The 26,263-nt window shown below is 72.7% G+C and carries 25 protein-coding genes; 13 read left to right on the top strand and 12 right to left on the bottom strand.

The features are described 5' to 3' along the window. Window positions 1–241: 241 nt before the first annotated feature. Window positions 242–712, top strand: coding sequence for a DUF5709 domain-containing protein (locus tag ACZ6B1_RS13905; protein WP_468777961.1), 471 nt, complete (start codon window positions 242–244; stop codon window positions 710–712). Between the two features lie 42 nt (window positions 713–754). Continuing rightward, window positions 755–1,018, top strand: coding sequence for a type B 50S ribosomal protein L31 (locus ACZ6B1_RS13900; protein WP_468777959.1), 264 nt, complete (start codon window positions 755–757; stop codon window positions 1,016–1,018). A 14-nt stretch (window positions 1,019–1,032) separates the two neighbouring features. Here ACZ6B1_RS13900 and ACZ6B1_RS13895 read toward each other — a convergent pair whose 3' ends face one another. Further along, window positions 1,033–1,827 carry a metal-dependent hydrolase gene (locus ACZ6B1_RS13895; protein ID WP_468777958.1) on the bottom strand — a complete coding sequence of 265 codons (795 nt, stop codon included), beginning with the start codon at window positions 1,825–1,827 and terminating at the stop codon, window positions 1,033–1,035. 145 nt (window positions 1,828–1,972) lie between these two features. On the opposite strand from ACZ6B1_RS13895, the gene ACZ6B1_RS13890 reads away from it, so the two are divergent. Both ACZ6B1_RS13890 and ACZ6B1_RS13885 read left to right on the top strand, forming a co-directional pair. Further along, window positions 1,973–4,486, top strand: a complete 2,514-nt coding sequence (locus ACZ6B1_RS13890) for a DEAD/DEAH box helicase (RefSeq protein ID WP_468777956.1) — start codon at window positions 1,973–1,975, stop codon at window positions 4,484–4,486. 19 nt (window positions 4,487–4,505) lie between these two features. Further along, window positions 4,506–5,375 carry an acyl-CoA thioesterase gene (locus tag ACZ6B1_RS13885; protein WP_468777954.1) on the top strand — a complete coding sequence of 290 codons (870 nt, stop codon included), beginning with the start codon at window positions 4,506–4,508 and terminating at the stop codon, window positions 5,373–5,375. Here the strand turns inward: ACZ6B1_RS13885 and ACZ6B1_RS13880 are convergent. Together ACZ6B1_RS13880 and ACZ6B1_RS13875 are read right to left on the bottom strand one after the other, a co-directional pair. Continuing rightward, the gene (locus tag ACZ6B1_RS13880) at window positions 5,312–6,418 is read right to left on the bottom strand and encodes a DUF6397 family protein (protein WP_468777953.1); all 1,107 of its coding nucleotides are present in this window, start codon (window positions 6,416–6,418) and stop codon (window positions 5,312–5,314) included. The genes ACZ6B1_RS13885 and ACZ6B1_RS13880 overlap by 64 nt on opposite strands. Window positions 6,419–6,543: 125 nt before the next feature. Continuing rightward, on the bottom strand, window positions 6,544–6,954 hold the full coding sequence (locus ACZ6B1_RS13875; RefSeq protein ID WP_351660357.1) for a roadblock/LC7 domain-containing protein: 411 nt from the start codon (window positions 6,952–6,954) through the stop codon (window positions 6,544–6,546). Window positions 6,955–7,046: 92 nt separating this feature from the next. On the opposite strand from ACZ6B1_RS13875, the gene ACZ6B1_RS13870 reads away from it, so the two are divergent. Continuing rightward, complete coding sequence (locus ACZ6B1_RS13870; protein ID WP_468777951.1) at window positions 7,047–7,475, top strand: PPOX class F420-dependent oxidoreductase; 429 nt, start codon at window positions 7,047–7,049, stop codon at window positions 7,473–7,475. Between the two features lie 10 nt (window positions 7,476–7,485). Here ACZ6B1_RS13870 and ACZ6B1_RS13865 read toward each other — a convergent pair whose 3' ends face one another. The 5 genes from ACZ6B1_RS13865 to ACZ6B1_RS13845 are packed head-to-tail and all read right to left on the bottom strand — an operon-like array spanning window position 7,486 to window position 12,409. Further along, entirely contained in the window at window positions 7,486–8,088 is a 603-nt protein-coding gene (locus tag ACZ6B1_RS13865) for a GTP-binding protein (RefSeq protein ID WP_468777949.1), read from the bottom strand. Window positions 8,089–8,129: 41 nt separating this feature from the next. Beyond that, complete coding sequence (locus ACZ6B1_RS13860; RefSeq protein WP_468777947.1) at window positions 8,130–8,543, bottom strand: DUF742 domain-containing protein; 414 nt, start codon at window positions 8,541–8,543, stop codon at window positions 8,130–8,132. 18 nt (window positions 8,544–8,561) lie between these two features. Further along, a complete protein-coding gene (locus ACZ6B1_RS13855) occupies window positions 8,562–8,999 on the bottom strand; it encodes a roadblock/LC7 domain-containing protein (protein WP_468777945.1) in 438 nt (145 codons plus the stop codon). Further along, entirely contained in the window at window positions 8,996–11,587 is a 2,592-nt protein-coding gene (locus tag ACZ6B1_RS13850; protein ID WP_468777943.1) for a sensor histidine kinase, read from the bottom strand. Before ACZ6B1_RS13850 ends, ACZ6B1_RS13855 begins: the two co-directional genes overlap by 4 nt. Window positions 11,588–11,635: 48 nt before the next feature. After that, entirely contained in the window at window positions 11,636–12,409 is a 774-nt protein-coding gene (locus ACZ6B1_RS13845; protein WP_468777940.1) for an MHYT domain-containing protein, read from the bottom strand. Between the two features lie 152 nt (window positions 12,410–12,561). On the opposite strand from ACZ6B1_RS13845, the gene ACZ6B1_RS13840 reads away from it, so the two are divergent. Beyond that, window positions 12,562–13,161 carry a class I SAM-dependent methyltransferase gene (locus ACZ6B1_RS13840; RefSeq protein WP_468777937.1) on the top strand — a complete coding sequence of 200 codons (600 nt, stop codon included), beginning with the start codon at window positions 12,562–12,564 and terminating at the stop codon, window positions 13,159–13,161. 13 nt (window positions 13,162–13,174) lie between these two features. Here the strand turns inward: ACZ6B1_RS13840 and ACZ6B1_RS13835 are convergent, their stop codons facing one another. Further along, a complete protein-coding gene (locus tag ACZ6B1_RS13835) occupies window positions 13,175–13,930 on the bottom strand; it encodes an alpha/beta fold hydrolase (protein WP_468777935.1) in 756 nt (251 codons plus the stop codon). Between the two features lie 122 nt (window positions 13,931–14,052). Here ACZ6B1_RS13835 and ACZ6B1_RS13830 point away from each other — a divergent pair, with 122 nt between their 5' ends. Beyond that, complete coding sequence (locus ACZ6B1_RS13830) at window positions 14,053–14,586, top strand: PadR family transcriptional regulator (protein ID WP_468777932.1); 534 nt, start codon at window positions 14,053–14,055, stop codon at window positions 14,584–14,586. On the opposite strand, the gene ACZ6B1_RS13825 is transcribed toward ACZ6B1_RS13830, so the two are convergent. After that, window positions 14,563–15,432, bottom strand: coding sequence for an oxygenase MpaB family protein (locus tag ACZ6B1_RS13825; RefSeq protein ID WP_468778556.1), 870 nt, complete (start codon window positions 15,430–15,432; stop codon window positions 14,563–14,565). The genes ACZ6B1_RS13830 and ACZ6B1_RS13825 overlap by 24 nt on opposite strands. 142 nt (window positions 15,433–15,574) lie before the next feature. Between ACZ6B1_RS13825 and ACZ6B1_RS13820 the strand changes: the two genes are divergently transcribed. Together ACZ6B1_RS13820 and ACZ6B1_RS13815 are read left to right on the top strand one after the other, a co-directional pair. Next, complete coding sequence (locus tag ACZ6B1_RS13820; protein ID WP_468777930.1) at window positions 15,575–15,859, top strand: hypothetical protein; 285 nt, start codon at window positions 15,575–15,577, stop codon at window positions 15,857–15,859. Between the two features lie 161 nt (window positions 15,860–16,020). After that, window positions 16,021–16,863: a hypothetical protein gene (locus ACZ6B1_RS13815; protein WP_468777926.1), complete on the top strand. Its 843-nt coding sequence runs from the start codon at window positions 16,021–16,023 to the stop codon at window positions 16,861–16,863. A gap of 113 nt (window positions 16,864–16,976) precedes the next feature. On the opposite strand, the gene ACZ6B1_RS13810 is transcribed toward ACZ6B1_RS13815, so the two are convergent. Further along, window positions 16,977–17,159 (bottom strand): hypothetical protein, encoded by a 183-nt coding sequence (locus ACZ6B1_RS13810; RefSeq protein ID WP_468777923.1) that lies wholly within the window; start codon window positions 17,157–17,159, stop codon window positions 16,977–16,979. Window positions 17,160–17,719: 560 nt separating this feature from the next. On the opposite strand from ACZ6B1_RS13810, the gene ACZ6B1_RS13805 reads away from it, so the two are divergent. Next, entirely contained in the window at window positions 17,720–20,497 is a 2,778-nt protein-coding gene (locus tag ACZ6B1_RS13805; RefSeq protein ID WP_468778554.1) for an SNF2-related protein, read from the top strand. Continuing rightward, window positions 20,494–21,801 (top strand): SWIM zinc finger family protein, encoded by a 1,308-nt coding sequence (locus tag ACZ6B1_RS13800; protein ID WP_468777921.1) that lies wholly within the window; start codon window positions 20,494–20,496, stop codon window positions 21,799–21,801. Before ACZ6B1_RS13805 ends, ACZ6B1_RS13800 begins: the two co-directional genes overlap by 4 nt. 135 nt (window positions 21,802–21,936) lie before the next feature. Here the strand turns inward: ACZ6B1_RS13800 and xylA are convergent, their stop codons facing one another. Next, complete coding sequence (xylA, locus tag ACZ6B1_RS13795) at window positions 21,937–23,103, bottom strand: xylose isomerase (RefSeq protein ID WP_468777919.1); 1,167 nt, start codon at window positions 23,101–23,103, stop codon at window positions 21,937–21,939. A gap of 186 nt (window positions 23,104–23,289) precedes the next feature. Between xylA and xylB the strand changes: the two genes are divergently transcribed. Continuing rightward, complete coding sequence (xylB, locus tag ACZ6B1_RS13790; protein WP_468777917.1) at window positions 23,290–24,735, top strand: xylulokinase; 1,446 nt, start codon at window positions 23,290–23,292, stop codon at window positions 24,733–24,735. Window positions 24,736–24,805: 70 nt separating this feature from the next. Continuing rightward, window positions 24,806–26,029, top strand: coding sequence for an ROK family protein (locus tag ACZ6B1_RS13785; protein WP_468777914.1), 1,224 nt, complete (start codon window positions 24,806–24,808; stop codon window positions 26,027–26,029). Window positions 26,030–26,263 lie beyond the last annotated feature (234 nt).

Here is a 26,263-nt window from a genome sequence, read left to right as displayed (position 1 = left end):
CGGGCGTACGAAGGCGGGGCGGACGGCGGTTCCGTACGGCCCGGCCGGGGTACGCGAGCCCAGGCCACCACCCGTGCCGTTGCGCGGGAGCGAACAGGGGTGGAAGGCTGGATAGCGGCACCGGCTCGGGGGACGGCCGGGAACCCGTCGGGTCCCGGCGTACGCAATCGGTGCCGGGCGTGCCGACGGCGCACTGCCCCTCCTGGGGGCACAAGGCCGTCCTCACCACATGGAGGTACCCGTGGACAGCGCCGACGGATGGGGGGATGACGTCTACCAGCCCGATCCCTCGGAGATCCGGGAGGACTCGGGTGTCCTCGACGCCGAGGACACCTTGGACTTCGACGGTGTCGACGATCCTCTCGACCGGGGCTGGTCCCCTCCCGAGCGGCCGTGGGCCGTGGAGCACACCGGAGTGACGGCGGGCGAACGCCTGACCGGGGAGACCCTGGACCAGCGGCTCTCCGAGGAGCTGCCCGAATCCACCGCCCCCGACGGCGACGGCATCGGTGACTGCGACGGCACCGACGGGGAACTCCTCGACAACGAGGTCGGCGCCTCCCGCTCCGGCCGCCTGGTCGCCCCGGACGAGGGGGCGCACGAGGACGAGGAGAGCGCGCTCGTCGCCACCGATGTCGGCATCGACGGCGCCGCCGCCTCCGCCGAGGAGGCCGCGATGCACATCGTCGACGAGGACACCCTCTCCGGCTGACCCGGACGCACCCTGCCCGACCGCCCCGCGCGAGGAGCCGCCATGCAGCAGGACAAGCACCCCGACTACCACTCCGTGGTCTTCCGGGACCGCGCCGCCGGCTACGCCTTCCTCACCCGGTCCACCGCGAACAGCGAGCAGACCATCGAATGGGACGACGGTGAGACCTACCCGGTGATCGACGTGGAGATCTCCTCCGAGAGCCACCCCTTCTACACGGGCAAGGCCCGCACGGTGGACACCGAGGGCCGCGTCGCCCGGTTCGAACGCCGCTACGGCGCGGGCGAGGCCGGCGGAGAGGCCTGAGGGGCCGCGGCGCGTCAGATCACATTGAGCGCCGCCGCGCAGCCCGCTCCGCCCAGCAGCATGAACGCGGGCATCAGGACCCTCAGCTCGACCCAGCTGCCGGCCCGGAAGCGCAGCGCCTTCGGCGGCCCCAGCGGATACCAGCGCTTGCGGCCCACCGGGATCGGCCACAGGATCGGGCAGCCGGACACCGTCAGCGCGTCCCCGATGTCGTGGACCAGGGCGCCCAGCACGATCGGCAGACCCAGCCACAGGTACTCCTGCCCGGGCGCGGTGAACAGCCAGTCGGCGCCGTTGCCCGGCTTGTCCAGTATTCCCGCGAGGATCCACGCGCTGGTCGCCGCGAGCAGCCAGACCAGGACGTCGCTGCTGGATCCGCGGGCCGCGCGCCACAGCAGGCCCTCGATCGCCAGCACCATGTGCACGAAGAGGATCGCCAGCACCGCCCAGCGGCCGCCGGCGATCGCCGCGCCGGAGCTGCCCGCACCGATCAGGACCGCCCAAAGCCAGGTGTGCGTGAGCGTGCGGTGGCCGCCCGAGCGGCGGGCGTCGCCCTTCTTCCTGGTCGCCTTGTAGACGGCGGAGGAGAGCTTGTCCACGATCTCGCAGATCCATCGGGAGATCGGCCCGAAGGCCCGCGAGATGGTGGCCGCCTTGTGGTCGAGGTCCGGGGCGAGCGCGGCACCGGCGCAGATCAGCGCTCCGACGAGAAGGACGGGCCAGGGCATCGGGTGTCCGGCGGCGGCGGCGGCCGCTCCGACGCCGAGCCAGGCCGCGGCCCCCGACAGTGAGTGTGCTGGTCCCATCATGGCCGCTCCCCGCCCCATTCCTCGTGTGCCGCTGTCCAGTTGACCTGGGGCGCTGACGCGCCGTCGGCGACACAGCGTAGCCGCAGTGATCTTCGTAGCCGCAGCCGATTCCCCCCTCGGGCGCGAGGCCAGGCAAGATGGGGGCGTGACCCTCATCGATCAGCTCCCGCCGACCGCCGACCCCGACGCCCTGTACGAAGCCTTCGAGTCGTGGGCGCAGGAGCGCGGCCTCACCCTGTACCCCCACCAGGAGGAGGCGCTGATCGAGGTGGTGTCCGGGGCGAACGTGATCGTCTCGACACCCACCGGCTCCGGCAAGAGCATGATCGCGGCGGGCGCCCACTTCGCCGCGCTGGCCAGGGACGAGGTCACCTTCTACACCGCCCCGATCAAGGCGCTGGTGTCCGAGAAGTTCTTCGAGCTGTGCAAGATGTTCGGCACCGAGAACGTCGGCATGCTGACCGGTGACGCCTCCGTGAACGCCGACGCGCCGGTGATCTGCTGCACCGCCGAGGTGCTGGCCTCCATCGCGCTGCGCGACGGCAGGAACGCCGATGTCGGCCAGGTGGTCATGGACGAGTTCCACTTCTACGCGGAGGGCGACCGCGGCTGGGCGTGGCAGATTCCGCTGCTGGAGCTCCCGCAGGCGCAGTTCATCCTGATGTCCGCCACTTTGGGTGACGTGTCCTTCTTCGAGAAGGACCTCACCCGCCGCACCGGCCGCCCGACCTCGGTGGTCCGCTCGGCCACCCGCCCGGTGCCCCTCTCCTACGAGTACGAGCTCACCCCGCTCACCGAGACGCTCACCGATCTGCTGGCGAGCAAGCAGGCGCCGGTGTACATCGTGCACTTCACCCAGGCGCAGGCCGTGGAGCGGGCGCAGGCGCTGATGAGCATCAACATGTGCACGCGCGAGGAGAAGGACCGGATCGCCGAGCTGATCGGCAACTTCCGCTTCACCACCAAGTTCGGCCGCAACCTCTCCCGCTACGTCCGGCACGGCATCGGCGTCCACCACGCCGGCATGCTGCCCAAGTACCGGCGCCTGGTGGAGAAGCTCGCGCAGGCCGGCCTGCTGAAGGTCATCTGCGGTACGGACACGCTCGGCGTGGGTGTCAACGTGCCCATCCGCACCGTCCTGTTCACGGCCCTCACCAAGTACGACGGCACCCGGGTGCGTACGCTGCGCGCCCGTGAGTTCCACCAGATCGCGGGCCGCGCCGGCCGGGCCGGTTTCGACACCGCCGGACTCGTCGTGGCACAGGCGCCCGAGCATGTCATCGAGAACGAGAAGGCCCTCGCCAAGGCGGGCGACGATCCCAAGAAGCGCCGCAAGGTGGTGCGCAAGAAGGCACCGGAGGGCTTCGTCGGTTGGACGGACAACACCTTCGAGAAGCTGATCATCTCCGAGCCCGAGCCGCTGACCTCGCGTTTCCGGGTGACGCACACGATGCTGCTCTCGGTGATCGCTCGGCCCGGCAACGCCTTCGAGGCGATGCGCCATCTCCTCGAGGACAACCACGAGCCTCGCCGGCAGCAGCTCAGGCACATCCGGCGGGCCATCGCGATCTACCGTTCGCTGCTTGACGGCGGGATCGTGGAGAAGCTCGACAAGCCGGACGCCGAGGGCCGCATCGTCCGGCTCACGGTCGACCTGCAGCAGGACTTCGCCCTGAACCAGCCGCTGTCGACGTTCGCGCTCGCCGCGTTCGAGCTGCTCGACCCCGAGTCGCCCTCCTACGCCCTCGACATGGTGTCCGTCGTCGAGTCCACGCTGGACGACCCCCGGCAGATCCTCGTCGCCCAGCAGAACAAGGCCCGCGGTGAGGCGGTCGCCGCGATGAAGGCCGACGGTGTCGAGTACGAGGAGCGCATGGAGCGCCTCCAGGACGTCACCTACCCGAAGCCGCTGGAGGAGCTGCTCTTCCACGCGTACAACACCTACCGCAAGAGCCACCCGTGGGTCGGCGACCATCCGCTGTCGCCGAAGTCCGTGATCCGCGACATGTACGAACGCGCGCTGTCCTTCACGGAGCTGGTGTCCTTCTACGAGCTGGCCCGCACCGAGGGCATCGTGCTGCGCTACCTCGCCAGTGCCTACAAGACCCTGGACCACACGATCCCGGACGACCTGAAGTCCGAGGACCTGCAGGACTTGATCGAGTGGCTCGGCGAGATGGTGCGCCAGGTGGACTCCAGCCTGCTGGACGAATGGGAGCAGCTGGCCAACCCCGAGGAGATGACCGCCGAGGAGGCCCAGGAGAAGGCCGACGAGGTCAAGCCGGTCACCGCCAACGCGCGCGCCTTCCGGGTCCTGGTCCGCAACGCCATGTTCCGGCGGGTGGAGCTCGCCGCTCTCGACCAGGTCGGGGACCTCGGCGAGCTGGACGCCGAGTCCGGCTGGGACGCCGAGGCGTGGGGCGAGGCGATGGACAAGTACTGGGACGAGTACGAGGATCTCGGCACCGGTCCGGACGCCCGCGGCCCCAAGCTGCTGGTGATCAAGGAGGAGCCGGAGAACGGCCTGTGGCGGGTCCGGCAGATCTTCGACGATCCCAACGGCGACCACGACTGGGGCATCAGCGCGGAGATCGACCTCACCGCCTCCGACGCCGAGGGCCGTGCGGTCGTCCGCGTCACCGATGTCGGCCAGCTGTGAGCACAGGAGAACTTCACCGATGACGACGAGTCCCGCCGAGAGGCTGGTCGACCTGCTCGACCTGGAACAGGTCGAGGTCAACATCTTCCGCGGCCGAAGCCCGCAGGAGTCCCTGCAGCGGGTCTTCGGCGGCCAGGTGGCCGGCCAGGCGCTGGTCGCAGCCGGGCGCACCACGACCGGGGAGCGCCCGGTGCACTCGCTGCACGCGTACTTCCTGCGCCCGGGCCGGCCGGGTGTGCCCATCGTGTACCAGGTGGAACGGGTGCGCGACGGCCGGTCGTTCACCACCCGGCGGGTCACGGCCGTGCAGCAGGGCCGCACGATCTTCAATCTCACCGCCTCCTTTCACAAGCCTGAGGAAGGATCCTTCGAGCACCAGCTGCCGCCCGCCCGCGAGGTGCCGGACCCGGAGTCCCTGCCGACGGTGTCCGAGGAGATCCGCAAGCATCTGGGCGCGCTGCCCGAGCAGTTGGAGCGCATGGCGCGCCGCCAGCCGTTCGACATCCGCTACGTGGACCGGCTGCGCTGGAACACCGAGGAGATCCAGGGGGCCGAGCCGCGCAGTGCCGTGTGGATGCGCGCGGTCGGTCCGCTCGGGGACGACCCGCTGGTGCACACCTGCGCACTGACCTACGCCAGTGACATGACTCTGCTGGACGCGGTCCGCATTCCGGTGGAGCCGCTGTGGGGTCCTCGGAACTTCGACATGGCCTCGCTGGACCACGCCATGTGGTTCCACCGGCCGTTCCGCGCGGACGAGTGGTTCCTGTACGACCAGGAGTCCCCGGTCGCCACCGCCGGGCGTGGGCTGGCCCGCGGGCGCATCTACGACGTGCGGGGCCGGCTGCTGGTCTCCGTCGTGCAGGAAGGTCTGTTCCGGGCCCTGTAGCGCGGTGCGGCCTCCGCGGGCCGGGAGTTCGCGCGGAGCAGCCATGTCCGAAGGCCTCGGGTGGGCCGGTGCACCTCTGACCGGGTCTCCTGGGCCTGGCGCGGTGCCGTCGGAGCCGGCGGTGCCGTGCCCACGGTGTGTGCCACCGCCCGGTGGCCCCGGGCGGTCCTGCCGTCCGCGCCCCCGCCGGGCCTGGCCGGCGCACGGCGCCCGGTCCCGCCGTACCCCGCAGGAGGGTGCTCCATCGCCTCCGGAGGCCCAACCGGCGGGCGTGGGGCGGGTGACTGGGTGCGCGCTTCCTCCATCGCCCGCCCCAGGTCGCTGCGCAGCCAGCCGACCTCGTCGGGGTCCTGTGCGGTCATGAGGTGCTCGGCGAGATGGGCGAAGGAGGAGCCCGGTGCTCCATGGGCGGGCGGAGCGGGCCGTAGTCGCTCCAGCAGAGTCCGCTCGTGAGGGTCCTGGACGACGTCCGCGACCTCTGCCGGCGCCAGGAACGCGGCCACCGCCGCCGCCCGAGCCCAGGGATCCCCGGCCTGCCGCAGCAGGAACCCGAAGTGCCGGCCCCGCCAGTTGCGGGCCCGTAGATCGGCCCCGGTCGCCAGCTGCCCTCTGAGGGTCTCGGGCGTACGCCCCTTGAGCAGGCGCTCGTTCCCCGCGCCGGTCGCGAACTGCTCCAGTTCCTCGGCCAGATACAGCCAGACCACGGCCCGATAGCGGTTGAGATAGAAGCGGACCGGCACCAGCAGGCCCAGACGGGCGAGCCGGGTGAACCTGCCCGCGGGAATTTTCATGAGCGCGGCGCCCTCCGCCGTACCCACCACCCGTACATGCTCACGGAGCGTGCTGGGAAAGCCGTACCGGGCGCGGAGCCGGTCGAGCTCGGCCTGCTCCACCCTGCGGCCTCCGCCTTCGTCAGGCACCGTCCGGATCCGGCCGAGATGGACGGCGAGGTCGAACTCCGCCCGCTTGAGACCCAGTTCGCGAGCGGATCGGCTCGGCGAGCAGGTGGCGGGGACGGCGGGGACAAGGGTGCTGTCCGGCATGGTGGTACTCCCCCGTGGAGTGGGTGGCTCACGCCCTGTGCGTTGCCCGTGCACACACCGTAGCCAGAAGCGCGCGAGGCGAGGTGAGCCTGTGGATAACTCCGGGGTTCAGGAGAACACGCAGGTCAGAGGTCCGTCACGGGGCGGTCGGGCTGCCGGGCGTCCACGCCGAGGTGTTCGCCGACGCGGTTGACGAGCAGGGTCATCTCGTAGGCGATCTGACCGATGTCGACCTCAGCGCCGCTGAGCACACACAGGCAGCTGCCGGTACCGGCCGCGGTCACGAACAGCACGGCGTCGTCGTACTCGATCATCGTCTGGCGGACCGTGCCCGCGCCGAAATGACGCCCGGAACCCTTCGCCAGGCTGTGCAGCCCGGAGGCGACGGCGGCCAGATGCTCGGCGTCCTCCCGACGCAGACCGGTACTCGCTCCGGTGACCAGCCCGTCGTTGGACAGGACCAGCGCATGCCGCACGTGGTCCACTCGCTGGGTCAGATCGTCCAGGAGCCAGCCGAGTCCCTGGTTCTGGGCCATGTTCCGTCTCCCCGTGTGACGTCTCCTCCTGGCCGGAGGATCTGCCCGCCAGCCTTCCCCACGACCGGCGTCCGGGCAAGCAGGATGGGCGTATGGCACAGAAGATGACCGATGAGGAATGGCGGGCGTTCGTCTCGAACGGCACCCGAACCGGCAAGTTGTCCACTGTCAGCGCCGATGGGAGCCCGCATGTGGCCCCGATCTGGTTTCTGCTGGACGGGGACGAGCTGGTGTTCAACACAGGCAAGGAAACCGTGAAAGGGCGCAATCTCGCCCGTGACGGACGGATCGCCCTGTGCGTGGACGACGACCGGCCGCCCTTTCACTTCGTGGTGCTGAGCGGCCGGGCCCGGCTGTCGGAGGATCTGGACGACATGCGGCTGTGGGCCACCCGCATCGCCGCCCGGTACATGGGTGAGGAGCGCGCCGAGGAGTACGGTGCCCGCAACGGCGTCCCGGGCGAGTTGCTGGTCAGGGTCACCGTCGACAAGGTGGTGGCGGTCAAGGACCTGGCCGCCTGAGCGGACGCGCTCAGCTCACGGAGTCGAGGAGCCGGGCGGTGTGCATCCGCCCGGCGTACTCGACGAGCCGGATCAGTACTTCCTTGCCGGAGTCCCGCTCGCGCGCGTCGCACAGGACGACCGGTGTTCCCTGGTCCAGGTCGAGGGCCCGGGAGACGTCGTGGGCGCCGTAGCCGCGTGCGCCGGGGAAGCAGTTCACGGCCACCACGAAGGGGATGCGCCGGTGCTCGAAGTAGTCGACCGCCGGGAAGCAGTCCTCCAGGCGCCGGGTGTCGGCGAGGACCACGGCGCCGAGCGCTCCCTGGGAGAGTTCGTCCCACAGGAACCAGAAGCGGTCCTGCCCCGGCGTCCCGAACAGGTACAGGGAAAGGCCCGAACGTATGGTGATGCGGCCGAAGTCCATGGCCACGGTCGTGGTGACCTTGTGGTCCACGCCGTCGGTGTCGTCCACCGACTGACCAACTTCACTGAGCAGTTCCTCGGTGCGCAGCGGACGGATCTCGCTGACGGCGCCGACGAGGGTCGTCTTGCCGACCCCGAAGCCGCCGGCGACCAGGATCTTCAGCGCCAGGGCGGACGTGTCGGCTGCTGCGTCGGAGTGCTCGGAGACCATGATCACTTCTCTCGGCGTGAGTTGGGTTCCACAGGGTTCATCTACAGCGCCCGCAGCCCTTCGATGACTTCGCGCAGAACGCGTTCGTCCGGCAGGTGGGCAGGGGGCACCGGACGGCGGACGGTGACCCGGCCCAGTTCGAGCAGGTCGCCGAGGAGCACTCTGACCACGCCCACCGGCAGGTCGGCACCGGCCGCGAGTTCGGCGACGGACTGCGTCTCGGGACGGCACAGACCGATCAGCGACCGGTGTTCGGGGCCGAGCACGGTGTCGTCGTCCATCGCCGGTGCGGCTGGGTCGAGGGTGACGAGGGCGATCAGGTCGAAGCTCACTCCGGAGGGGCCCGGCTGGGTGCGTCCGCCGGTCATGGCGTAGGGGCGGACCAGGGGTCCGGCCTCGCCGTCGTACCACTGGATGCCCGGTTCGCGCGGGCCCCCGGTCGGGGTGTCGGTCATCGCTGCCGCCCTTCCGGCTCATCCGGCGGCGGGCGGCCGGGCGGTGATGCGCGGCGCGGTGTGGAGGTGCTCGCCGACGCGCCTGACCAGTCGTGCCATCTCGTAGGCGACCAGGCCGATGTCCGCGGTGACGGCGGTGAGCACGGTGAGGCAGGAACCTTCTCCGGCGGCCGCGACGAAGAGGAAGGCGTCATCCATCTCCACCATGGTCTGGCGTACTCCGCCCGCTCCGAAGTGGCGTCCGGCGCCTTTGGCGAGGCTGTTGAAACCGGAGGCCACGGCGGCCAGATGCTCCGCGTCGTCCCGCGCGAGGCCGGTGGAGGCGCCCACGGCGAGGCCGTCGTTGGACAGCACGACGGCGTGCCGTACCTCGCTCACCCGCATCACCAGGTCGTCCAGCAGCCAGTCGAGTTCGCCGGATCGCTGGGCGGCCCTCATGTTCGGGTCCTGGATCATGCCGGGTCTCCTTCGCTGCTCTCACTGCCTGTTCGGGTTCCGGTGACGGCGCCGCGGCCCGCTTGTCCGCCGCCGCCCCGGACCCAGCCGTCGCGGTAGGCCGCCATGCGGTCCCGTACGAGTTCGGGGGTGCGTCCGTCGTCACCCCGCGGGGCGGGTTCCGGTGCCGGCTCCTCAGGGCGCTGCCTGCGGAGTTGAGGGGCCAGGTTCGCCTGGCGCACGCGGCGTGGGAGGACGTCGGAGGGTTCGGAGTCGTGCGGTGGGCGGTGCGGCCTCAAGGCGGTGACCCCGGGGGGCGGCGGTTCGTGTGCGGAGGCCGGGGACGGGGGTGCGGGAGCCGAGGTCTGGTGCGAGGGGGGCGACGGCCCGCGTTCAGGGGCCGAGGGCTGGTGTGCGGGGGCGGTGGCCGCGAGGGCCGGCCGGCCGGTCCGGGCGGTGACCTCGGCAGGAGCCGGAGGCTCCTCCGGCACGCGCGCGTACTCTCGCCTGCGCTGCGGGGCCGCCGTCGTCTCCTCCTGCGCGGGGTGTTGCGGGGACCCGGTGTGCAGAAGCGCGGTGGGTACCAGGACGACCGCGGTGGTGCCTCCGTAGGGGGAGGTGCGCAGGTGCACCTTGATGCCGTGCCGGGAGGCGAGTCTGCTGACCACGAAGAGTCCGAGGCGGTCGCTGTCGAACAGATCGAGGGCCTCGGACTGCTCGATCCGCTGGTTCGCCTCCGCGAGGACCTCGGGCCCCATGCCTAGGCCCCGGTCCTCGACCTCCAGGACGTAACCGTTGCCGACGGGCTCACCGGTGACCCGCACGCGCGTGTGCGGTGGCGAGAACTGGGCGGCGTTCTCGACGAGTTCGGCCAGCAGATGGGTGAGGTCGGCGACCGCCGTTCCGACGACGGACGCAGCCGGGAGCCCGCGCACCTCCACGCGCGCGTAGTCCTCGACCTCGGACACCGCCGCGCGTACGACGTTCGTGAGGGACACCGGCGTGCGCCAGGCCCGGCCGGGTGCCGCTCCGGAGAGGATGATCAGGCTCTCGGCGTGCCGCCGCATCCGGGTGGTGAGGTGGTCGAGCCGGAACAGGTCGCTCAGCTCGTCGGGGTCGTCGGAGCGCCGCTCCATGCTGTCCAGGAGGCTGAGCTGACGGTGGACCAGCACCTGGCTGCGCCGGGCCAGGTTGACGAAGACCCCGGAGATGCCGCCGGCGAGTTCGGCGCGCTCCGCCGCCGCGCGCAGGGCGGCGCGGTGCACGACGGTCAGTGCCTCGGCGACCTGGCCGGTCTCGTCCTCCGCCGGCGGCCCTGCGGGCGCCTCGGCCTCGACGTCGATCTCCTCGCCCGTTCGCAGTTTCCGCATCGCCGCGGGGAGTTTGCGGCGGGCGATCTCCAGGGCGTCGTTGCGCAACCTGACCAGTTCGATCACGAGGGCCCGGCCGATGCGGACGGAGATGGCGAGCGAGGTGCCGACGGCGACGAGACCGAACAGCACGGCGGCGCCCGCCGGACTCAGCAGTCCGCGCTTGTAGGGATCGGATCGGCCCGCCACGGCGCGGCCGGTGTCCGCCGCCAGGGTCCGCATGTCGTCCCGTACGCGCGCGTGGGCGCTGTTCCAGCCTGTCTCCGGTGCCGTGCGGACCGCCCCGGCTCCGGGTTCGGCGGCGAGGATCCTGTCCTCGATGGCAATGAGGGTGGTGTGGGCGCCGCCACCGGCGAGGTCGTGCCAGGCGGCGCGCTGGGTGCCGGGCAGGTCGGCGACGGCGGCGGTGGTGAGCGCGCGGCGCGTGGCGACGGCGGCGGCGAACAGCCGGAGCCGTTCGCCCTGCGGTCGGGCGTCCGGGCGCGTGCCGCCGAGGACGGCGTCCTCCTGGGCCAGTGCCTCGGCGGCCCGGGAGAATTCGAGCAGCACGCGCGCGTCCGAGCCGACGTCGGCCTGCTGGATGCCGGTGAGTGCACCGTCCACCGTGAAGGCCGCACCGATGGTCTTCGTGTACTGGCCGTAGGCCTGGCTCCAGCCGGTTCTGCGGTCGAGAACGGCTGTCCGCAGCGCGCGCAGGCGCTCGGCGCCGGTCACGAACGTCTCGAGCCGCTCGGCGACCGGGCCCGGGAGTTCCTGGCTGTCGGCGACGGTGCTGTCGCCGCCGAGCCGCAGCCCGGTCAGCGCGCGGTCGGTGCGGGCTGCCATGGTCCGCAGGTCGTCGCCGCGTGCCGCGCCGGGCTCGGCGGCGTAGCGAACGGCCGCCGCCCGCTCGTTCTGGAGCGCCGTGACAGCGGCGGCCACGGGGGCGCGCAGTTCGGTGTCGACGCGCTGGGACTGGCGCAGCCGGGCGATGTCCTGCGCGGTGCTGACGGTGGCGTAGGCCCACAGGGCGAGCAGGGAGACGACGGGCACCATCAGCAGGCAGATCACCTTGGCGCGCACGGTACGAGGGCGCAGGCGCCGGCGTCCTGCGCGCGCGGGCGGGTCGAACGGAGGAAGGTCCAGCGGCTGGTCCGTGCCCTCGTCGGCGGGTGGTCCGGCATGCGCGCGGCGACCGCGCGGCGGGGCCGGACTCTGTCCGGGTGAGCCGGCACACAGGGTGTCTCGGGGTGGGCGCATGGCCTCCTCGCTCGGGATGTGGGACGGGGGTCCGGGGACGGGATCCCGCTAGCCCGCGGCGCTCTGGACGGGCCGCTGGGCGGAGGCGGACGCCTCGCGTTCGCCGGCCGTGGGCGAGAGGGCGACGAAGGCCGAGGTGAGGAACAGGTAGGACCCGAGGCCGACGGCGAGGGGGAAGATGAACTGCATCGCCGTGGCCCCGGGCAGGACTTCGCCGGAGGGGGTGACCCGCACCCTCACCGCGAACATTCCGGTGTAGTGCATGCTGCTGACTGCCGCTCCCATGACGAGGGAGGCGAGGGTGACCGCGAGGGGCGACTTGATGTTGAGCCCCGCCCACAGCGCCGCGGTCGCCGCCACGACGGCGATCAGCACCGAGAGGCCGACGAGGACGGGCCGGTAGATCACGTCGCCGTGCAGCCGGACGGCCGCCATGCCCAGGTAGTGCATGCTGGCGACGCCCAGCCCGGTGGTGAGACCGCCGAGCAGGAGGGCGCGGTTGCGGTCGCGGCTGTAGCCGACGGCGAAGACGCCGGCACAGACGACGGCCATGGCGACGACCAGGCTGAGGATGGTCAGCGGTACGTCGTAGCGGATGCCGGTGCCGCTGACGCGGAAGCCGAGCATGGCCACGAAGTGCATGGTCCAGATGCCCGTGCCGATAGCGGAGGCCGCGGTGAGGAGCCAGTTGCGGCGCGACCGGCCGGTGGCGGCGAGTGCGCGGACGGTGCAGCGCAGACCCAGTGCGGCGCCCGTGCAGGCCATCAGATACGACAGCACGGGGGTCAGCCAGCCGAAGGCGGCGTGGTCCAGGTGTCCCATGGCCCCGGGACGCTAGCCGGGGCAGAGGCGCACGAAGGGGGCGCATTTCGAAAGGTGTTGGAATATGACGCAGAGAGGCGGCAGAACGATCGGCTCGCGCTCGAACGTGCGCGCAGGAGTGTCCCTCGTGTCGGTGAGGAATCATGCCGAACATGAGCGACGACCACACACACGTCCAGGAGTTCTTCACCCCCCGTGCGGCCGGGTGGGACAGCAGGTTTCCCGACGACGGCCCCGCCTACGCGGCCGCCGTGGCGGAGATGGGACTGCGCCCGGGCGACCGCGTGCTCGACGCCGGCTGCGGCACGGGCCGCGCTCTGCCGCCGCTGCGTGCCGCGGTCGGGCCTGCCGGGGTGGTGGCCGGCGTCGATCTGACCCCGGCGATGCTGCACGCGGCCGTACGCGCCGGCAGGGACCAGGAGGGCCAGCTGCTGCTCGCGGACGTCGCCGCGCTGCCGCTGCGCCGGGGCGCCCTGGACGGGGTCTTCGCGGCCGGCCTGATCGCGCACCTGCCGTGGCCCGTCGAGAACCTGCGGGAACTGGCCCGGGTGGTGCGTCCGGGCGGCAGGCTGGCCCTCTTCCATCCCATCGGCCGGGCGGCCCTGGCGGCGCGGCAGGGGCGGCGGATCACGCCGGACGACCTCCGCGCCGAGGCCAATCTCCGCCCGCTGCTGGACCGTGCGGGGTGGCGCATGACCTCGTATGTCGACGAGGACGCCCGCTTCCTCGCGCTGGCGACGCGCGAGGACTGACCACGAGTGCGTGTCAGCCCCGTCCGGCCACGGCCGCCACGAAGGCGTCGGGGTTGTCGAACATGACGTTGTGCCCGGCGCCCGGCACCGTGAGAACGTGGACTCCCGCGGCCTCCAGATCCTTCCGGCCCGGGAGTTCGCCGCTGTGTTCGCCCTGGAGGTAGACACGGTCGACGTCCAGGCCCTCGAGAATCGTGCGCATGACGGGGTCCGAGCCGCGGCGGAGGCCGACGGCGCTGCGGTGCAGCGCCCTGGGATCGGCCAGCCGCATCGTGGCCGCCCACAGCGGGCCGACGGCGTCGAGCACGCGCGCGTACCGCCTCTCCACGAACTCGTCCTCCCCATAGGCGGCGATCGAGCTGCTGCCGGCCTTGGGCGGCGGGAAGGCGTCGAGGTTGGCCTCGGTGAGAACGAGCCGTGACACCAGGTCGGGCCGCCGGTGGGCGAGCACGATGGCGACGGCTCCGCCCATGCTGTGCGCGATCAGCTCGGCACCGGTGACGCCCGCCTGGTCCATCGCGGCCGCCAGGGCGTCGGCGTTCTCCTCCAGTGTGTAACCGAAGTGCTCGGGCCGGTCGCTGATGCCGTGCCCGGGCAGGTCCACGAACAGACTGCGCCTGCCGACCAGCTCGGGACGGGCCGCTACATGCGCGTGGTACACGGAGGAGATCGATCCCAGTCCGTGCAGATACACGCGCGCAGGCTCCGCACCGGACACCTCCGTCCACCGGATCCGGCTTCCCCTGTCGTCGAATACGGCCTGCTCCACGTCGCCCCTCCTGCGTCACTACGGCTCGACTGCACTGAGCACAACATACTTCGACACCGATGTATAGCGCCACAGGAATATGAGCACCTTGATGTACCACGCCCATGCGAGAGAATGCGGCCATGCTGGAACTCGCCATCCTCGGCTTCCTCTACGACGTCCCGCTGCACGGCTACGTCCTGCGCAGGCACATCGCCGCACTCACCGGGCACGTGCGGCCCGTGGCCGAGAGCACGCTGTACCCCGCGATCAAGCGGCTGGAGAAGGCAGGGCTGCTCGCGCGGACCACTGAGCCAGGCGCCGTGGCAGCGCCGCGTCACGTCCTGACGCTCACCGAGCAGGGCAGGCAGGAACTGCTGCGCCGCCTGGCCGAGCCAGGACAGCGTGAGATCACCGACGAGAACCACTGGTTCACCGTGCTCGCGTTCCTGCGGCACCTCGACGATCCGGCCGCCCAGGCGACCGTGCTACGGCGCCGGCTGGCCTTTCTGGAGGAACCGGCGAGCTTCTTCTACGACGGCGACCGGCCGCTGCGCGCCGAGGAACTGGAGGATCCGTTCCGGCGCGGCGTCCTCACCATCGCGCGTGCCACGAGCCGGGCCGAACTCACCTGGCTGCGCGACACCCTGACCTCACTCGGGGACGTCGCCCGCTGAGGCGTCCAGGCGGCGTACCGGACAGCCGCCCATCCCCGGGACCGGACGGGTGCCCAGGTCGGCCGGACGGTAGCCGTTCGGGTAGCTCTTGATCTCCCGGTTCTGCCGCGCGAAGTGCGGTGCGCGGCGGGGCGGGAGCAGGCGGACCAGCCGACCGCGCGCCCGGACCGCGTGGCGCACGAGTGCCGAGGAGACGGGACCCGGAGGCTCGTAGCGGAAGGCGCACAGCAGGGGTTCGTCGAGCAGGGCGAGCGTGACCGTGCGCAACAGGGGGGCCAGCGGGCGCGGATACCAGGACGCCATCAGGTCGAGCGTGGCGTCGGAGACCCGCCGGGCCTGCTCGTCCCAGGCGAAGTGGGCCCGCTCGTACGCGTCGAGCAGCGCCTCGAACTCCTCGTAGGTCTCCGGGACACCGGGGATGCCCATGTGCCGGCCGAGGGTGCGGTAGTACTCGGTGGCCGCGACGATCTCGTGCCGGGACAGGCGGCGCCAGCCGTAGGTGTCGATCCAGCGCCGGGGCACCACCACGAACGTGGACAGCACGTACCGCATGTCGTCGTCGCTGATGTCGTAGCTGCGGTGCATCTGGTTGATGCGGCGGATCGCGGTGCGGCCTTCGGGGGCGGCGAAGCCGTGCTCCACCACGGTGTCCAGGAGCAGTGCGGTGTCGTCGTACCGCCTCTGGGCGCGGTCGACCAGCTCTCCCGTCCGCGCGAGGAGCCGCCCGATGGAGGGGACGGCGTAGGTGCGGTACAGAGCCAGCTCCAGGGCCCGTGTGTAGTCCCACGGGAATTCGAACGCCGTGCTGAGCCGGTAGATCTCGTGAGCGTCCGCCACCGGGTCCATCCGCTGGATCCGCCTGAGCCGGTCGAAGCGCACCGTCGCTGCCCCCTTTTGCCGCCGGAGCTTCAACTCTACGTTGAGCAGTGCCGGGTGAGGGGTCGGTGACGACCCCGTTCAGAGGAAGGCGGGTCAGGTGTTCGACGCGATGCGCAAGTACACCGCCAGGTTCCGTACCTCCCCGCGCGCGGAGGCGACGAGCGGGCGGGAACGACGTCCACACAACTTGTTCGAGGCCGCGGCGGCCTACGTGGCGGCCCGCACGGAGGACGATCAGGACGGCATCGACGAGGCGTCGGCGTGGGTGTCGCCGGAGGCGCTGTCCTTCGGGGTGAGCGAACTGGCGTGCCGGGCGGTCATCGCGCTGGCCCGGGAACGGAACGAGTCGCCCCAGACGGTCGCCCGCGACCTCCTCGGCCTGCCGGCCGCCTGAGCCGCACCGGACCGGCCCCGGATCACGGCCTTCCGTCAGGCGGCCGTTTCGCCCCCGTCCAGGTGGAAACCTGCAGCTCCGCGTGGTGTGTGGAGTCGTGACAAGCACCTTCCACTCGCACTAGGGTGCGCGCCGATGGACGAACCACTGGGAGGGCTGTGATGGCCGGGACGGACGAGCAGGCCGTCGCCGCCGCGGACGAGGCGCTGTATGTGCTCACGGCGGTGCTGCTGACGCCCGCACAGTTCCCGAGCGTGCTGGGCGACGACTATCCGGAGGCCTGCGCCGCGCTGGGTCTGGCGCCGCACGCCGACGGGTACGGCCTGGTGCTGGGGCAGGACGGTGACGGCGCCCGCTGGACGGTCGCCATCGACGACGTGTCCCTGGTCGCCGTGGCGATCGCGTCCTGGGACTGCGGCATGGAGTACGAACTGTCGCCGGACGAGAGCACGGTGGTGGCCGCCCTGCCGGGCTGGCCGCTGGCGGTGGCCGTGGCCGCACCGGGGGTGCCCGCACCCCACGATCCCACCCCGGACGCCGCGGACGGGCCCGCGCTGACCCCGCCGGACACCAGTTCCTGGGGTCCGGCCCAGCGCCGCCTGGGCGCCGACGAGATCGCGCTGCAGTGGGCGGTCTGGCGGGAGCAGATCGGCGACGACTACTCGCCCTCCCCCGACACTCGGCCCGAGGCGGTGGAGCCCCCGGCGGACGACGCCGAGGGCGAACCCAGGTCCGGGCACCAGGGCGTCCGGCGCGTTCTGGCGGAGGCGCGCGCCTACGTCGACTCGCCGCCGCCGCTCGGCCGGGTCCGCTCCTCGTTCGCCCCGGGCGACGCCCGTACGCTGCGGGCCGACGGCCCCGGCTGGTCGATCGTGGCGCGCACCGACGACATCGCCTTCGTCCTGCTGGACGAGGAGCCGGGTGAGGTACTGCCGGTGGGCAGGGGCCCCGAACTGCCCGGCCTGCTGGAGGCGCTCGACAAGCTGGCCGTACGACCTCTGTGAGTCGGCGGAGCCGTGCCGCGCCCGTAGCGGCACGGCTCCCCGTCGACCGCCTCCGGCTCGCCGGTGAGCCCCGTCCTCGCCCGACCGGGCCGGTCAACGGCCCCGGCAGCCCTTCAGCGGCCCAGTTCCTTGCGCGAGACACGACGCAGCCTGCGCCGCTGCGAGGGGTCCAGAGCCAGGTAGGCGGCGACCGGGACTCCCACCACGATGAGGAGCGCCACCCACCAGGGCAGCCAGATCAGCAGCAGCAGACCGACCGCCACGCCCCCTACGGCGATCTTCGCGTTGTTGGACATGAGCGTCGCCTCCTTCGCGGCAGCCCTTGCCGCTCTCTGATCTGAGAACGGCCGCACGCTTCCCGCGGTTCCGCAGCGCGACCCTGAGACTTCCCCGATACCCGCCCCCAGGGTCTTTCGTTTGGATCAGGCCGGATCAGGGAGCGGGGTCCGGTGCCGTGCGTCGCAAGGCGGAGGAGGGCGCCATGGCTGAGCCATGGCAACCGACGACAACGCGGCGAGGCGCGGTGCCAGGGTCCGCGAGCCCGGCATGATCCACACGAGAGGCCCTGGTGGCCCGCATCACAGGCCGAGCGCTCCGAGCTTCCCTCCGGCGTGCTGTACCCTCGGCGACCTCGTATCAGTAGTCAAATTTGAGGAGCGCGGGCAGAGTCGTGCAGAGGATCTCCACCGCACCGCCCACCGAACCGTCCGAGCACCCCGAGCCGGCCCTTGCGGCCGAACCGTCCGAGCCATCGGGCCTCCCCGACCCGTCCGACACGTGCGCCCCGTCCGACACGTCCGAGCTGAACCGCTGCTGCGCCGTCTTCGTCCCGTCCGACCCGCCCCGCACCGGCACGATGGCCTTCTGGCGGCCGGGCGGCGAAGCTCTCCCCGCCATCACCCAGGGCTCCGCCGCGGAGCTGGACCTGGTGCTGCCCGCGCCGGACGGTGATGTGCGGCGGGTACGGCTGCCCGCAGTGCTGCTGCCCGTCCGGGCCGCCCTCCCGCTGCTCACCCGGTCGGGGCAGGACGGGCGACACCGAGCGGTCGAGTTCTGGGGCGCGGCCGGCCTGCTCGCCCTGCGGTTCCTGGCGCGCGGTCTGCTCCTGCCCGGCCTGTCGCCGACCGATCACGACGCGTGGAGAATGGGACCGCTGTCCGCGCGCGATGCCGAACTGGTCCGTGAACTCGCCGCCGCCATGCCCCCTGAGGCGTACGCCACGCCTCTCACCAGGGACGGCCGGCCACGCCTGCCGGACCCGGAACGGCTGTTGCGCTCCTTCCTGGACGCGGTCGCCGACGCCCTCCCCCGCTCCCCCGCCGCCGCACTCGTGACGGGCGGCGCCGCGTTCGCCGCACCGGAGCCCCAGCACATGCCCGGCCTCCGCGGGTGGGCCGACGACATCGCCGCCGGCCACGACACGGGCGTTCGGCTGTCGTTGCGGGTGGAGGCACCCGGCCTCCCCGAGGCCACCGGCGAGGGTGAGGATCACGTCCCCGTGCGGTTCCGTGCCGTGCTCCAGGTGCACGGCACGAGCGGGACGATGGGCGTCGCGGATGCCGCCGAGCTCTGGTCCGGCCCGGCGGCCGCACGCGAGACGTTCGGACCGCGCGCGCGGGCGGACACGCTGCTGGCGCTGCGCCGCGCGGTCCGGGCATGGCCACCGCTGACTCCGCTGCTCACCGCCGCCGTTCCCGACGTGGTGCACCTCGCCGACGACGAGATCGCCGGCCTCCTGGGCGAGGGCGCCCCGGCTCTGGCCGCCGCCGGCGTCGAGGTGCACTGGCCGAAGGAGCTGTCGCGCGGGCTGACCGCGCACGCGTACGTCGGCCCGCCGGACGGGCAGGCCGGGGCGCCGGCGTCGTTCCTCTCCGCCGGTGCCCGGCCGGCCTTCCAGTGGTCGTTCGCGCTGGGCGGGCGCGAACTGTCGCGGGAGGAACTGGGCCTGCTGGCGGAGGCCAGGCGTCCCCTGGTCCGGCTGCGCGACCGATGGGTGCTCGTCGACCCCCGCGAGGCGGACCGCGCGCGGGGTCGCGAGAATCGCTCCCTCACCCCGGTCGAGGCCCTGGCGGCCGCCCTGACCGGCTCCGCCGAGGCCGACGGCCTCAGGGTCGACGTACGGCCCACGGGGTGGCCGGCGCAGCTCCGGGAGCGGCTCGCGGACCCTGAGGCCGCCGAGCCCGTGGGCCCGCCGCCGGGGCTCGCCGCCACCCTGCGCGACTACCAGCTGCGCGGCCTGGGCTGGCTCGCCCGGACGACGGCCCTCGGACTGGGCTGCTCTCTGGCCGACGACATGGGCCTGGGGAAGACGGTCACACTGATCGCCCTCCATCTGCACCGGCAGGCGGACCCCTCGTCCGCCGGGCCCACGCTGGTGGTCTGCCCGGCGTCCTTGCTGGGCAACTGGCAGCGCGAGATCCAGAGATTCGCGCCCGGTGTCCCGGTGCGCCGGTTCCACGGCCCCGGGCGCGGCCTCGGATCCCTGGCGGACGGCGAGTTCGTGCTCACCACCTACGGCACGATGCGCCTGGACGCCGCACGCCTCGCCGAGGTGCCGTGGGGGATGGTCGTCGCCGACGAGGCACAGCATGTGAAGAACCCCTATGCGGCGACCGCGCGCGCACTGCGCTCCATCGGTGCACGCGCGCGCGTGGCGCTCACAGGCACACCGGTGGAGAACGACCTCACAGAGCTGTGGGCGATCCTCGACTGGACCACCCCGGGGCTGCTCGGCCGCCTCGGTGCCTTCCGCGCGCGATACGCGCGGCCGGTCGAGGGCGGTGGGGACCCCGCCGCGGCGGAGCGTCTGGCACGGCTCGTGCGGCCGTTCCTGCTGCGGCGCCGCAAGTCGGACCCGGGCATCGCGCCGGAACTGCCGCCGAAGACCGAGACCGACCGCCCCGTGGCACTGACGCACGAGCAGGCCGGTCTCTACGAGGCGCTGGTCCGGGAGACCCTCGACCTCATCGCGGACGCCGACGACATGGCCCGCCGGGGTCTCATCGTGAAGCTGCTGACCGGGCTGAAGCAGATCTGCAACCACCCGGCGCAGTTCCTCAAGGAGGACGATCCGGGACTCGCGGGGCGCTCCGGCAAGCTGGAGCTGCTGGACGAACTCCTCGACACCATCCTGGCGGAGCGCTCGGGGGTTCTCGTCTTCACGCAGTACGTGCGCATGGCCCGGCTGCTCGAACGGCACCTGACGGCCCATGGAATCCCCTCGCAGCTACTGCACGGCGGCACCCCGGTCGCCGAACGCGAGACGCTGGTGCGCCGCTTCCAGGACGGCGAGGTGCCGGTCTTCCTCCTGTCGCTGAAGGCTGCGGGGACGGGCCTGAACCTCACCCGCGCCGATCATGTGGTGCACTACGACCGCTGGTGGAACCCGGCGGTCGAGGCCCAGGCCACCGACCGGGCGTACCGGATCGGGCAGACCCGCCCGGTGCAGGTGCACCGGCTGATCGCCGAGGGAACCGTCGAGGACCGCATCGCGGAGATGCTCGGTCGCAAGCGCGCGCTCGCGGACGCCGTGCTCGGCACCGGCGGGGCCGCGCCGGCGGAACCGACGGAGCTGACGGAGCTGACGGACGCGGAACTCGCCGCGCTGGTGGAACTGCGCGGGGAGGCGCGATGAGCCGTGACGAGCACGCACACGAAGGCGGAGCGGAGCGCACGTTCGCCGCGTTGCCGCCCGCGCGCGGGCGGGGATTCGCGCGGACCTGGTGGGGCCGCGCCTGGCTGGCCGCGCTGGAGGACACGGCGCTGGAGGCCACCGCGGTGAAGGCGGGGCGCCGGCTCGCGCGCGCGGGCGAGGTGGGGGCGGTGACCGTGCGGCCGGGCCGGGTGACCGCCGTCGTCCGGGAGCCGAACGGCACGGCGCACCGGGCCGACGTCCTGCTGCCCGAGCTGTCCGAGCGGGAGTGGACCCGGTTCATGGACCTGGCCGTGGAGCAGGCAGGGCACCTGGCCGCACTCCTGGACGGGGACCTGCCGTCGCACCTGGTCGAGGACGCGGCGATCAGGGGGATCGAGCTGCTGCCCGGTCTCGGCGAGCTTGAACCCGAGTGCGACTGCGGAGCATGGGACCACTGCGGGCACACCGCCGCCCTGTGCCATCAGGTCGCCCGGCTGCTGGACGAGGATCCGTTCGTGCTGCTGCTGATGCGCGGCCGCGGAGAGGGCACGTTCCTGCGGGAAGTGCACCGGCGGAGCACCGCGCCCCCGGACGAGCCGGCGGAACCGGGCGAGCCGTACGAGGCCGAGGGCGTGGATGCCGCGGAGGCGTGGGCGGCCGCGGACATCCTGCCCGCTCTCCCCGCGCTGCCCGCCGTCCCGGAGGCTCCCGGCGGACCACCGTCCTACGACGCCACGACGGCACCGGCGCCGGCGGTGGATCCCGTGGCACTGCGGTACCTGGCCGGGAGGACGGCCCAGGAGGCCCACCGGCTGCTTGGGGAGGACCTCGGCAGTGGTGGTCCGGGGGAGCGGGACGACCGGGCGCTGACGGCGGCCGAGGACGTCATACGGCTCGCCGACGGTGCGGTTCCCGACGCCGTGGCCGAGCGGCTCGCCGAGGGATCGGGACGGGGCCGCGAGGGGCTGGCGACGGCCGTTCGCGCCTGGCGCCTGGGAGGGCTCACGGCCCTGGCCGTGCTCGACGAGGAGGGGCGGGTCGAGGACGCGGCGCTCGTACGCGCGCGTGCGGCCCTGGACGCGGCCTGGGAGGCCGACGAACGGCCCGTGTTCCGGCGGGGCGGCAACCGCTGGACGGTCCGGGACGAAGGGGTACAGCTGCGCCTCGGGCCGGACGGCCGCTGGTGGCCCTACCGGGCGGAAGGAGGCCACTGGGTTCCGGCGGGCGCCCCGGACCGGAACCCGGCGACGGCGCTGGCGACGGCTCGACCGACCGCGGAGGCTCAGACGCCCCGAGGCACCTGACGGCCGCCACGACCGGCGGGACGGCTTTCGACACCGCTCCGAGGCCTACCCGGACGGTTGTCCACCGGCAGGGCCGCCCAGGGGGCGTTCCGAAGTCGCCCGGCGACCTCGGAACGCCCCCCTGCTGCATCCGGGTCAGCCCCGGGCGCCCAGCAGGTGGTCCATGGCCAGCTGGTCGAGCCGCTCGAAGGCCATGCCGCGCGCGGCGGCCGCCTCCACGTCGAAGTCCTCGAAAGCCGCACGGTCGTCGAGCAGGCCCTGCAGGCCGTCCGCCGCGGTCGGCTGGGCGAGCTCGTCCAGCCGCGAGGTGCGCAGCGCGTCCTGCACCTCCGGGTCGGCGCGGAACGCGGCGGCCCGCTCCTTCAGGATGAGGTAGTTGCGCATGCAGCCGGCCGCAGACGCCCACACGCCGTCGAGGTCCTCGGTCCGCGGCGGCTTGAAGTCGAAGTGGCGGGGCCCTTCGTAGCCCGCGCTCTCCAGCAGGTCGACGAGCCAGAAGGCGGCCCGCAGGTCGCCGGCGCCGAACCGCAGGTCCTGGTCGTACTTGATGCCGGACTGGCCGTTGAGGTCGATGTGGAAGAGCTTGCCCGCCCACAGGGCCTGCGCGATGCCGTGCGGGAAGTTCAGGCCGGCCATCTGCTCGTGCCCCACCTCGGGGTTGACGCCGTACAGCTCGGGGCGCTCCAGGCGCTCGATGAAGGCCAGCGCGTGGCCGACCGTGGGCAGCAGGATGTCGCCGCGCGGCTCGTTGGGCTTGGGCTCGATGGCGAACCGCAGGTCGTACCCCTGCGAGGTGACGTACTCGCCGAGGAGGTCGAAGGCCTCCTTCATACGGTCGAGGGCGGCCCGTACGTCCTTGGCGGCGCCGGACTCGGCGCCCTCGCGGCCGCCCCAGGCGACGTACGTCTTCGCGCCCAGTTCGGCGGCGAGGTCGATGTTGCGGATCGTCTTGCGCAGCGCGTACCGGCGGACGTCGCGGTCGTTGGCGGTGAACGCGCCGTCCTTGAAGACGGGGTGGGTGAAGAGGTTGGTGGTGGCCATCGGCACGGTCATGCCGGTGGCGTCCAGGGCCTGGCGGAAGCGCTTGACGTGGGACTCGCGCTCGGTGTCCGAGGACCCGAAGGGGATCAGGTCGTCGTCGTGGAAGGTCACTCCGTGGGCGCCGAGCTCCGCGAGGCGCCGCACCGTCTCGACCGGGTCGAGGGCGCGGCGGGTGGCGTCGCCGAACGGGTCCCTGCCCTGCCAGCCGACGGTCCACAGTCCGAAGGTGAACCTGTCCTCGGGGGTGGGCTGGTAGCTCATGCCGCGGCTCCTTGCTTGGGTACGACTATTTCGTCATGGCCGTTTACAAATTAGTATGCGCACACACCACTGGGAAGAGACAAGGTGTGTCCTCGACGGCGAGGGATCCGTTCCACCGTCGCCGCGGACCGATGTCCTGCCAGGTCACAGCACATCCCGCGGAGCCGCGGAAAGAGGGAGAGCCCGATGTCAGCAGCCGAGGGTCCGCTCGTCGTGGGCGTGGACACCTCCACCCAGTCCACGAAGGCACTGGTCGTCGACTCGGCCACCGGTGAGGTGGTCGCGAGCGGCCAGGCGCCGCACACCGTGTCCTCGGGGGCGGGCCGGGAGAGTGATCCGCGCCAGTGGTGGGACGCGCTGTGCGAGGCGCTGCGCCAGTGCGGCGAGCCGGCGCACGAGGCCGCCGCGGTGTCCATCGGCGGTCAGCAGCACGGCCTGGTCACGCTGGACGAACGGGGCGAACCGGTGCGCCCCGCACTGCTGTGGAACGACGTCCGCTCGGCGCCGCAGGCCCGCCGGCTCGTCGAGGAGCTGGGCGGCCCGAAGGCGTGGGCGGAGCGGACCGGCAGTGTGCCCGGGGCGTCGTTCACGGTGGCGAAGTGGGCCTGGCTGGCCGAGCACGAGCCGGAGGCCGTCCGTGCCACCAGAGCCGTACGGCTCCCCCACGACTACCTCACCGAGCGGCTGACCGGACAGGGCACCACCGACCGCGGCGACGCGTCCGGCACGGGCTGGTGGGCCGCCGGAACGGAGGCGTACGACGAGGAGACGCTCGCCCATGTGGGGCTCGACCCGGCGCTGCTACCCCGGGTGGTGCGGCCCGGCGAGGTGGCCGGGACCGTGCGCGACGGCCACGACCTGCCGTTCTCCAGGGGCACTCTGGTGGCACCGGGCACCGGTGACAACGCCGCCGCCGCACTGGGGCTCGGGCTCAGGCCGGGCACCCCGGTACTGAGCCTCGGCACGTCGGGCACCGTGTACACGGTCGCCAGGCGCCGCCCCGCCGATCCGACGGGAACGGTGGCCGGCTTCGCTGACGCGCACGGGGACTGGCTGCCACTCGCGTGCACACTGAACTGCACCCTCGCCGTGGACCGGGTCGCGGCGCTCCTGGGCCGGGACCGTGAGGCCGTGGAGGCCGGCACCTCCGTCACCCTGCTGCCGTACCTGGACGGCGAGCGCACCCCGAACCTCCCCCACGCCTCGGGCCTGCTGCACGGGCTGCGTCATGACACGACCGCCGGCCAGTTGCTGCAGGCGGCCTACGACGGCGCGGTGCACGCCCTGCTCGGGGCGCTCGAGCTGGTCCTGGACGAGGACGCGGACCGCAGCACGCCGTTGCTGCTGATCGGCGGCGGGGCCCGGGGCACCGCCTGGCAGCAGACGGTACGGCGGCTGTCGGGGCGGCCGGTCCAGATTCCCCGGGCGGGGGAACTGGTCGCCCTCGGGGCCGCCGCACAGGCCGCCGGCCTGCTGACCGGTGAGGATCCGGGCGCTGTGGCACGCCGTTGGAACACGGCCGCCGGCCCGGTGCTGGAGGCCATGGAGCGGGACGAGACGACGCTGGCGCGGATCAGCGGGGTACTCTCCGACGCGGCCCCGCTGCTGGAGCGGGGGACGGAATCGCACTGAGCCCGGGCCCGGAGCCGGGGCCGGGTGCCGGACCGGGTCCGGGCTCAGACACCGAGGGTTGACGAAGGGCATGACCGCACCACTGCACGAGGGCCGCCCGCGCGGTACCGGAGGCTCCCTGCCGGACACCCAGCAGGGCATGCGCAGGCGCAACCTCGCCCGGGTGATGCACGCCGTCAGCGCGGCGGGCCCGCTGTCCCGGGCGGCGGTCGCCTCGCACATCGGGCTGACCCGGGCCGCGGTGTCGACCCTCGTGGACGAGCTGATCCGCTGGGGGCTGCTGGAGGAACTGGGCCCGGAGCGGCCGGGCCGGGTCGGCCGCCCAGGATCGGCTCTCGCGGTGAGCGGACGCGGCCCGTCCGGCATCGGGGCGGAGATCGGGATCGACCACCTCGCGGTGTGCGCGGTCGACCTGCGCGGCACCGTCCGCGCGCGTGCCGTGCGCTACGGCGCGAACCGGGGCCGGACCCCGGAGCCCGTGCTGGAGGAGCTGACGGAACTGATCGGCCGGGTCGTCGTGGAGGCCGAACGCGAAGGCCTGTGGCCCGCCGGACTCGCGGTCGCCGTGCCGGGACTCGTGGCGCGTGACGCCCGCACCGTCGTGCGCGCCCCGAACCTCGACTGGCACGATGTGGACCTCGGTGCCCTGTTGCCCGGCGGGCCGCCGCTGACCGTGGACAACGAGGCCAACTTCGGTGCTCTGGCGGAGCTGTGGCTCGGCGCCGCCACACCGCGTGACTTCCTGCATGTGTCGGCCGAGATCGGTATCGGCGCCGCGGTGGTCGTGGACGGGCAGTTGCTGCGCGGCACCCGCGGTTTCGCGGGCGAGCTGGGCCATGTGCCCGTCCGGCCCGACGGCCCCTCCTGCCCGTGCGGCGGGCGCGGCTGCCTGGAGCAGTACGCCGGCGTGGAGGCGGTGCTGCGCGCGGCCGGCCTGGAGCCGCGCGAGGACCTGGCCGGACTGCTCGGGGAGCGCGCCGAAAAGGGCGACGAGGCCGTACGCCGGGCCCTGCGGGACGCGGGCACGGCCCTGGGCATCGCGCTGACCGGGGCCGTCAACCTGCTCGACCCCGAGACGGTTGTCCTGGGCGGGGCGCTGGCGGGCCTCTCCCCTTGGCTGCTGCCCTCGCTGGAGGCGGAGCTGACGGGCCGTACGGCAGGACCGGCCTGCCCGGTGGCCGTGTCCACGCTGGGCCCCGAGGGCCCGCTGCTGGGCGCCGCCCACTATGTCGTCCGCGCGGTGCTGGACGATCCGGCGACGGTCGCGGAACGGCCGGTGGCGAAACGGGGCTGACGGACCGAGGCGGGGGGCTCGAGGACGGCGACCCGTAGTCGGCTGCCCGAGGCCGGCGACCCGGAGCCGGCGGCCCGAAGCTGGCTGCCCGGCCTCACCCGATCGGGTGGCCGAGTTGTTCACACAGCGCGCTCTGTCCACTGATCCACGGCGCACTCTTCTGCCCAACTCCCCCACGCCGTACCGTGATTCGCACGAGACACAACCGCCGGGCCATCCCGCCGGCGCCCTCGC

The organism is Streptomyces sp. NPDC041129 (assembly GCF_055592265.1).
Note: the sequence above shows the minus strand (reverse complement) of the source record. Positions and strands in the feature narration are given on the sequence as shown.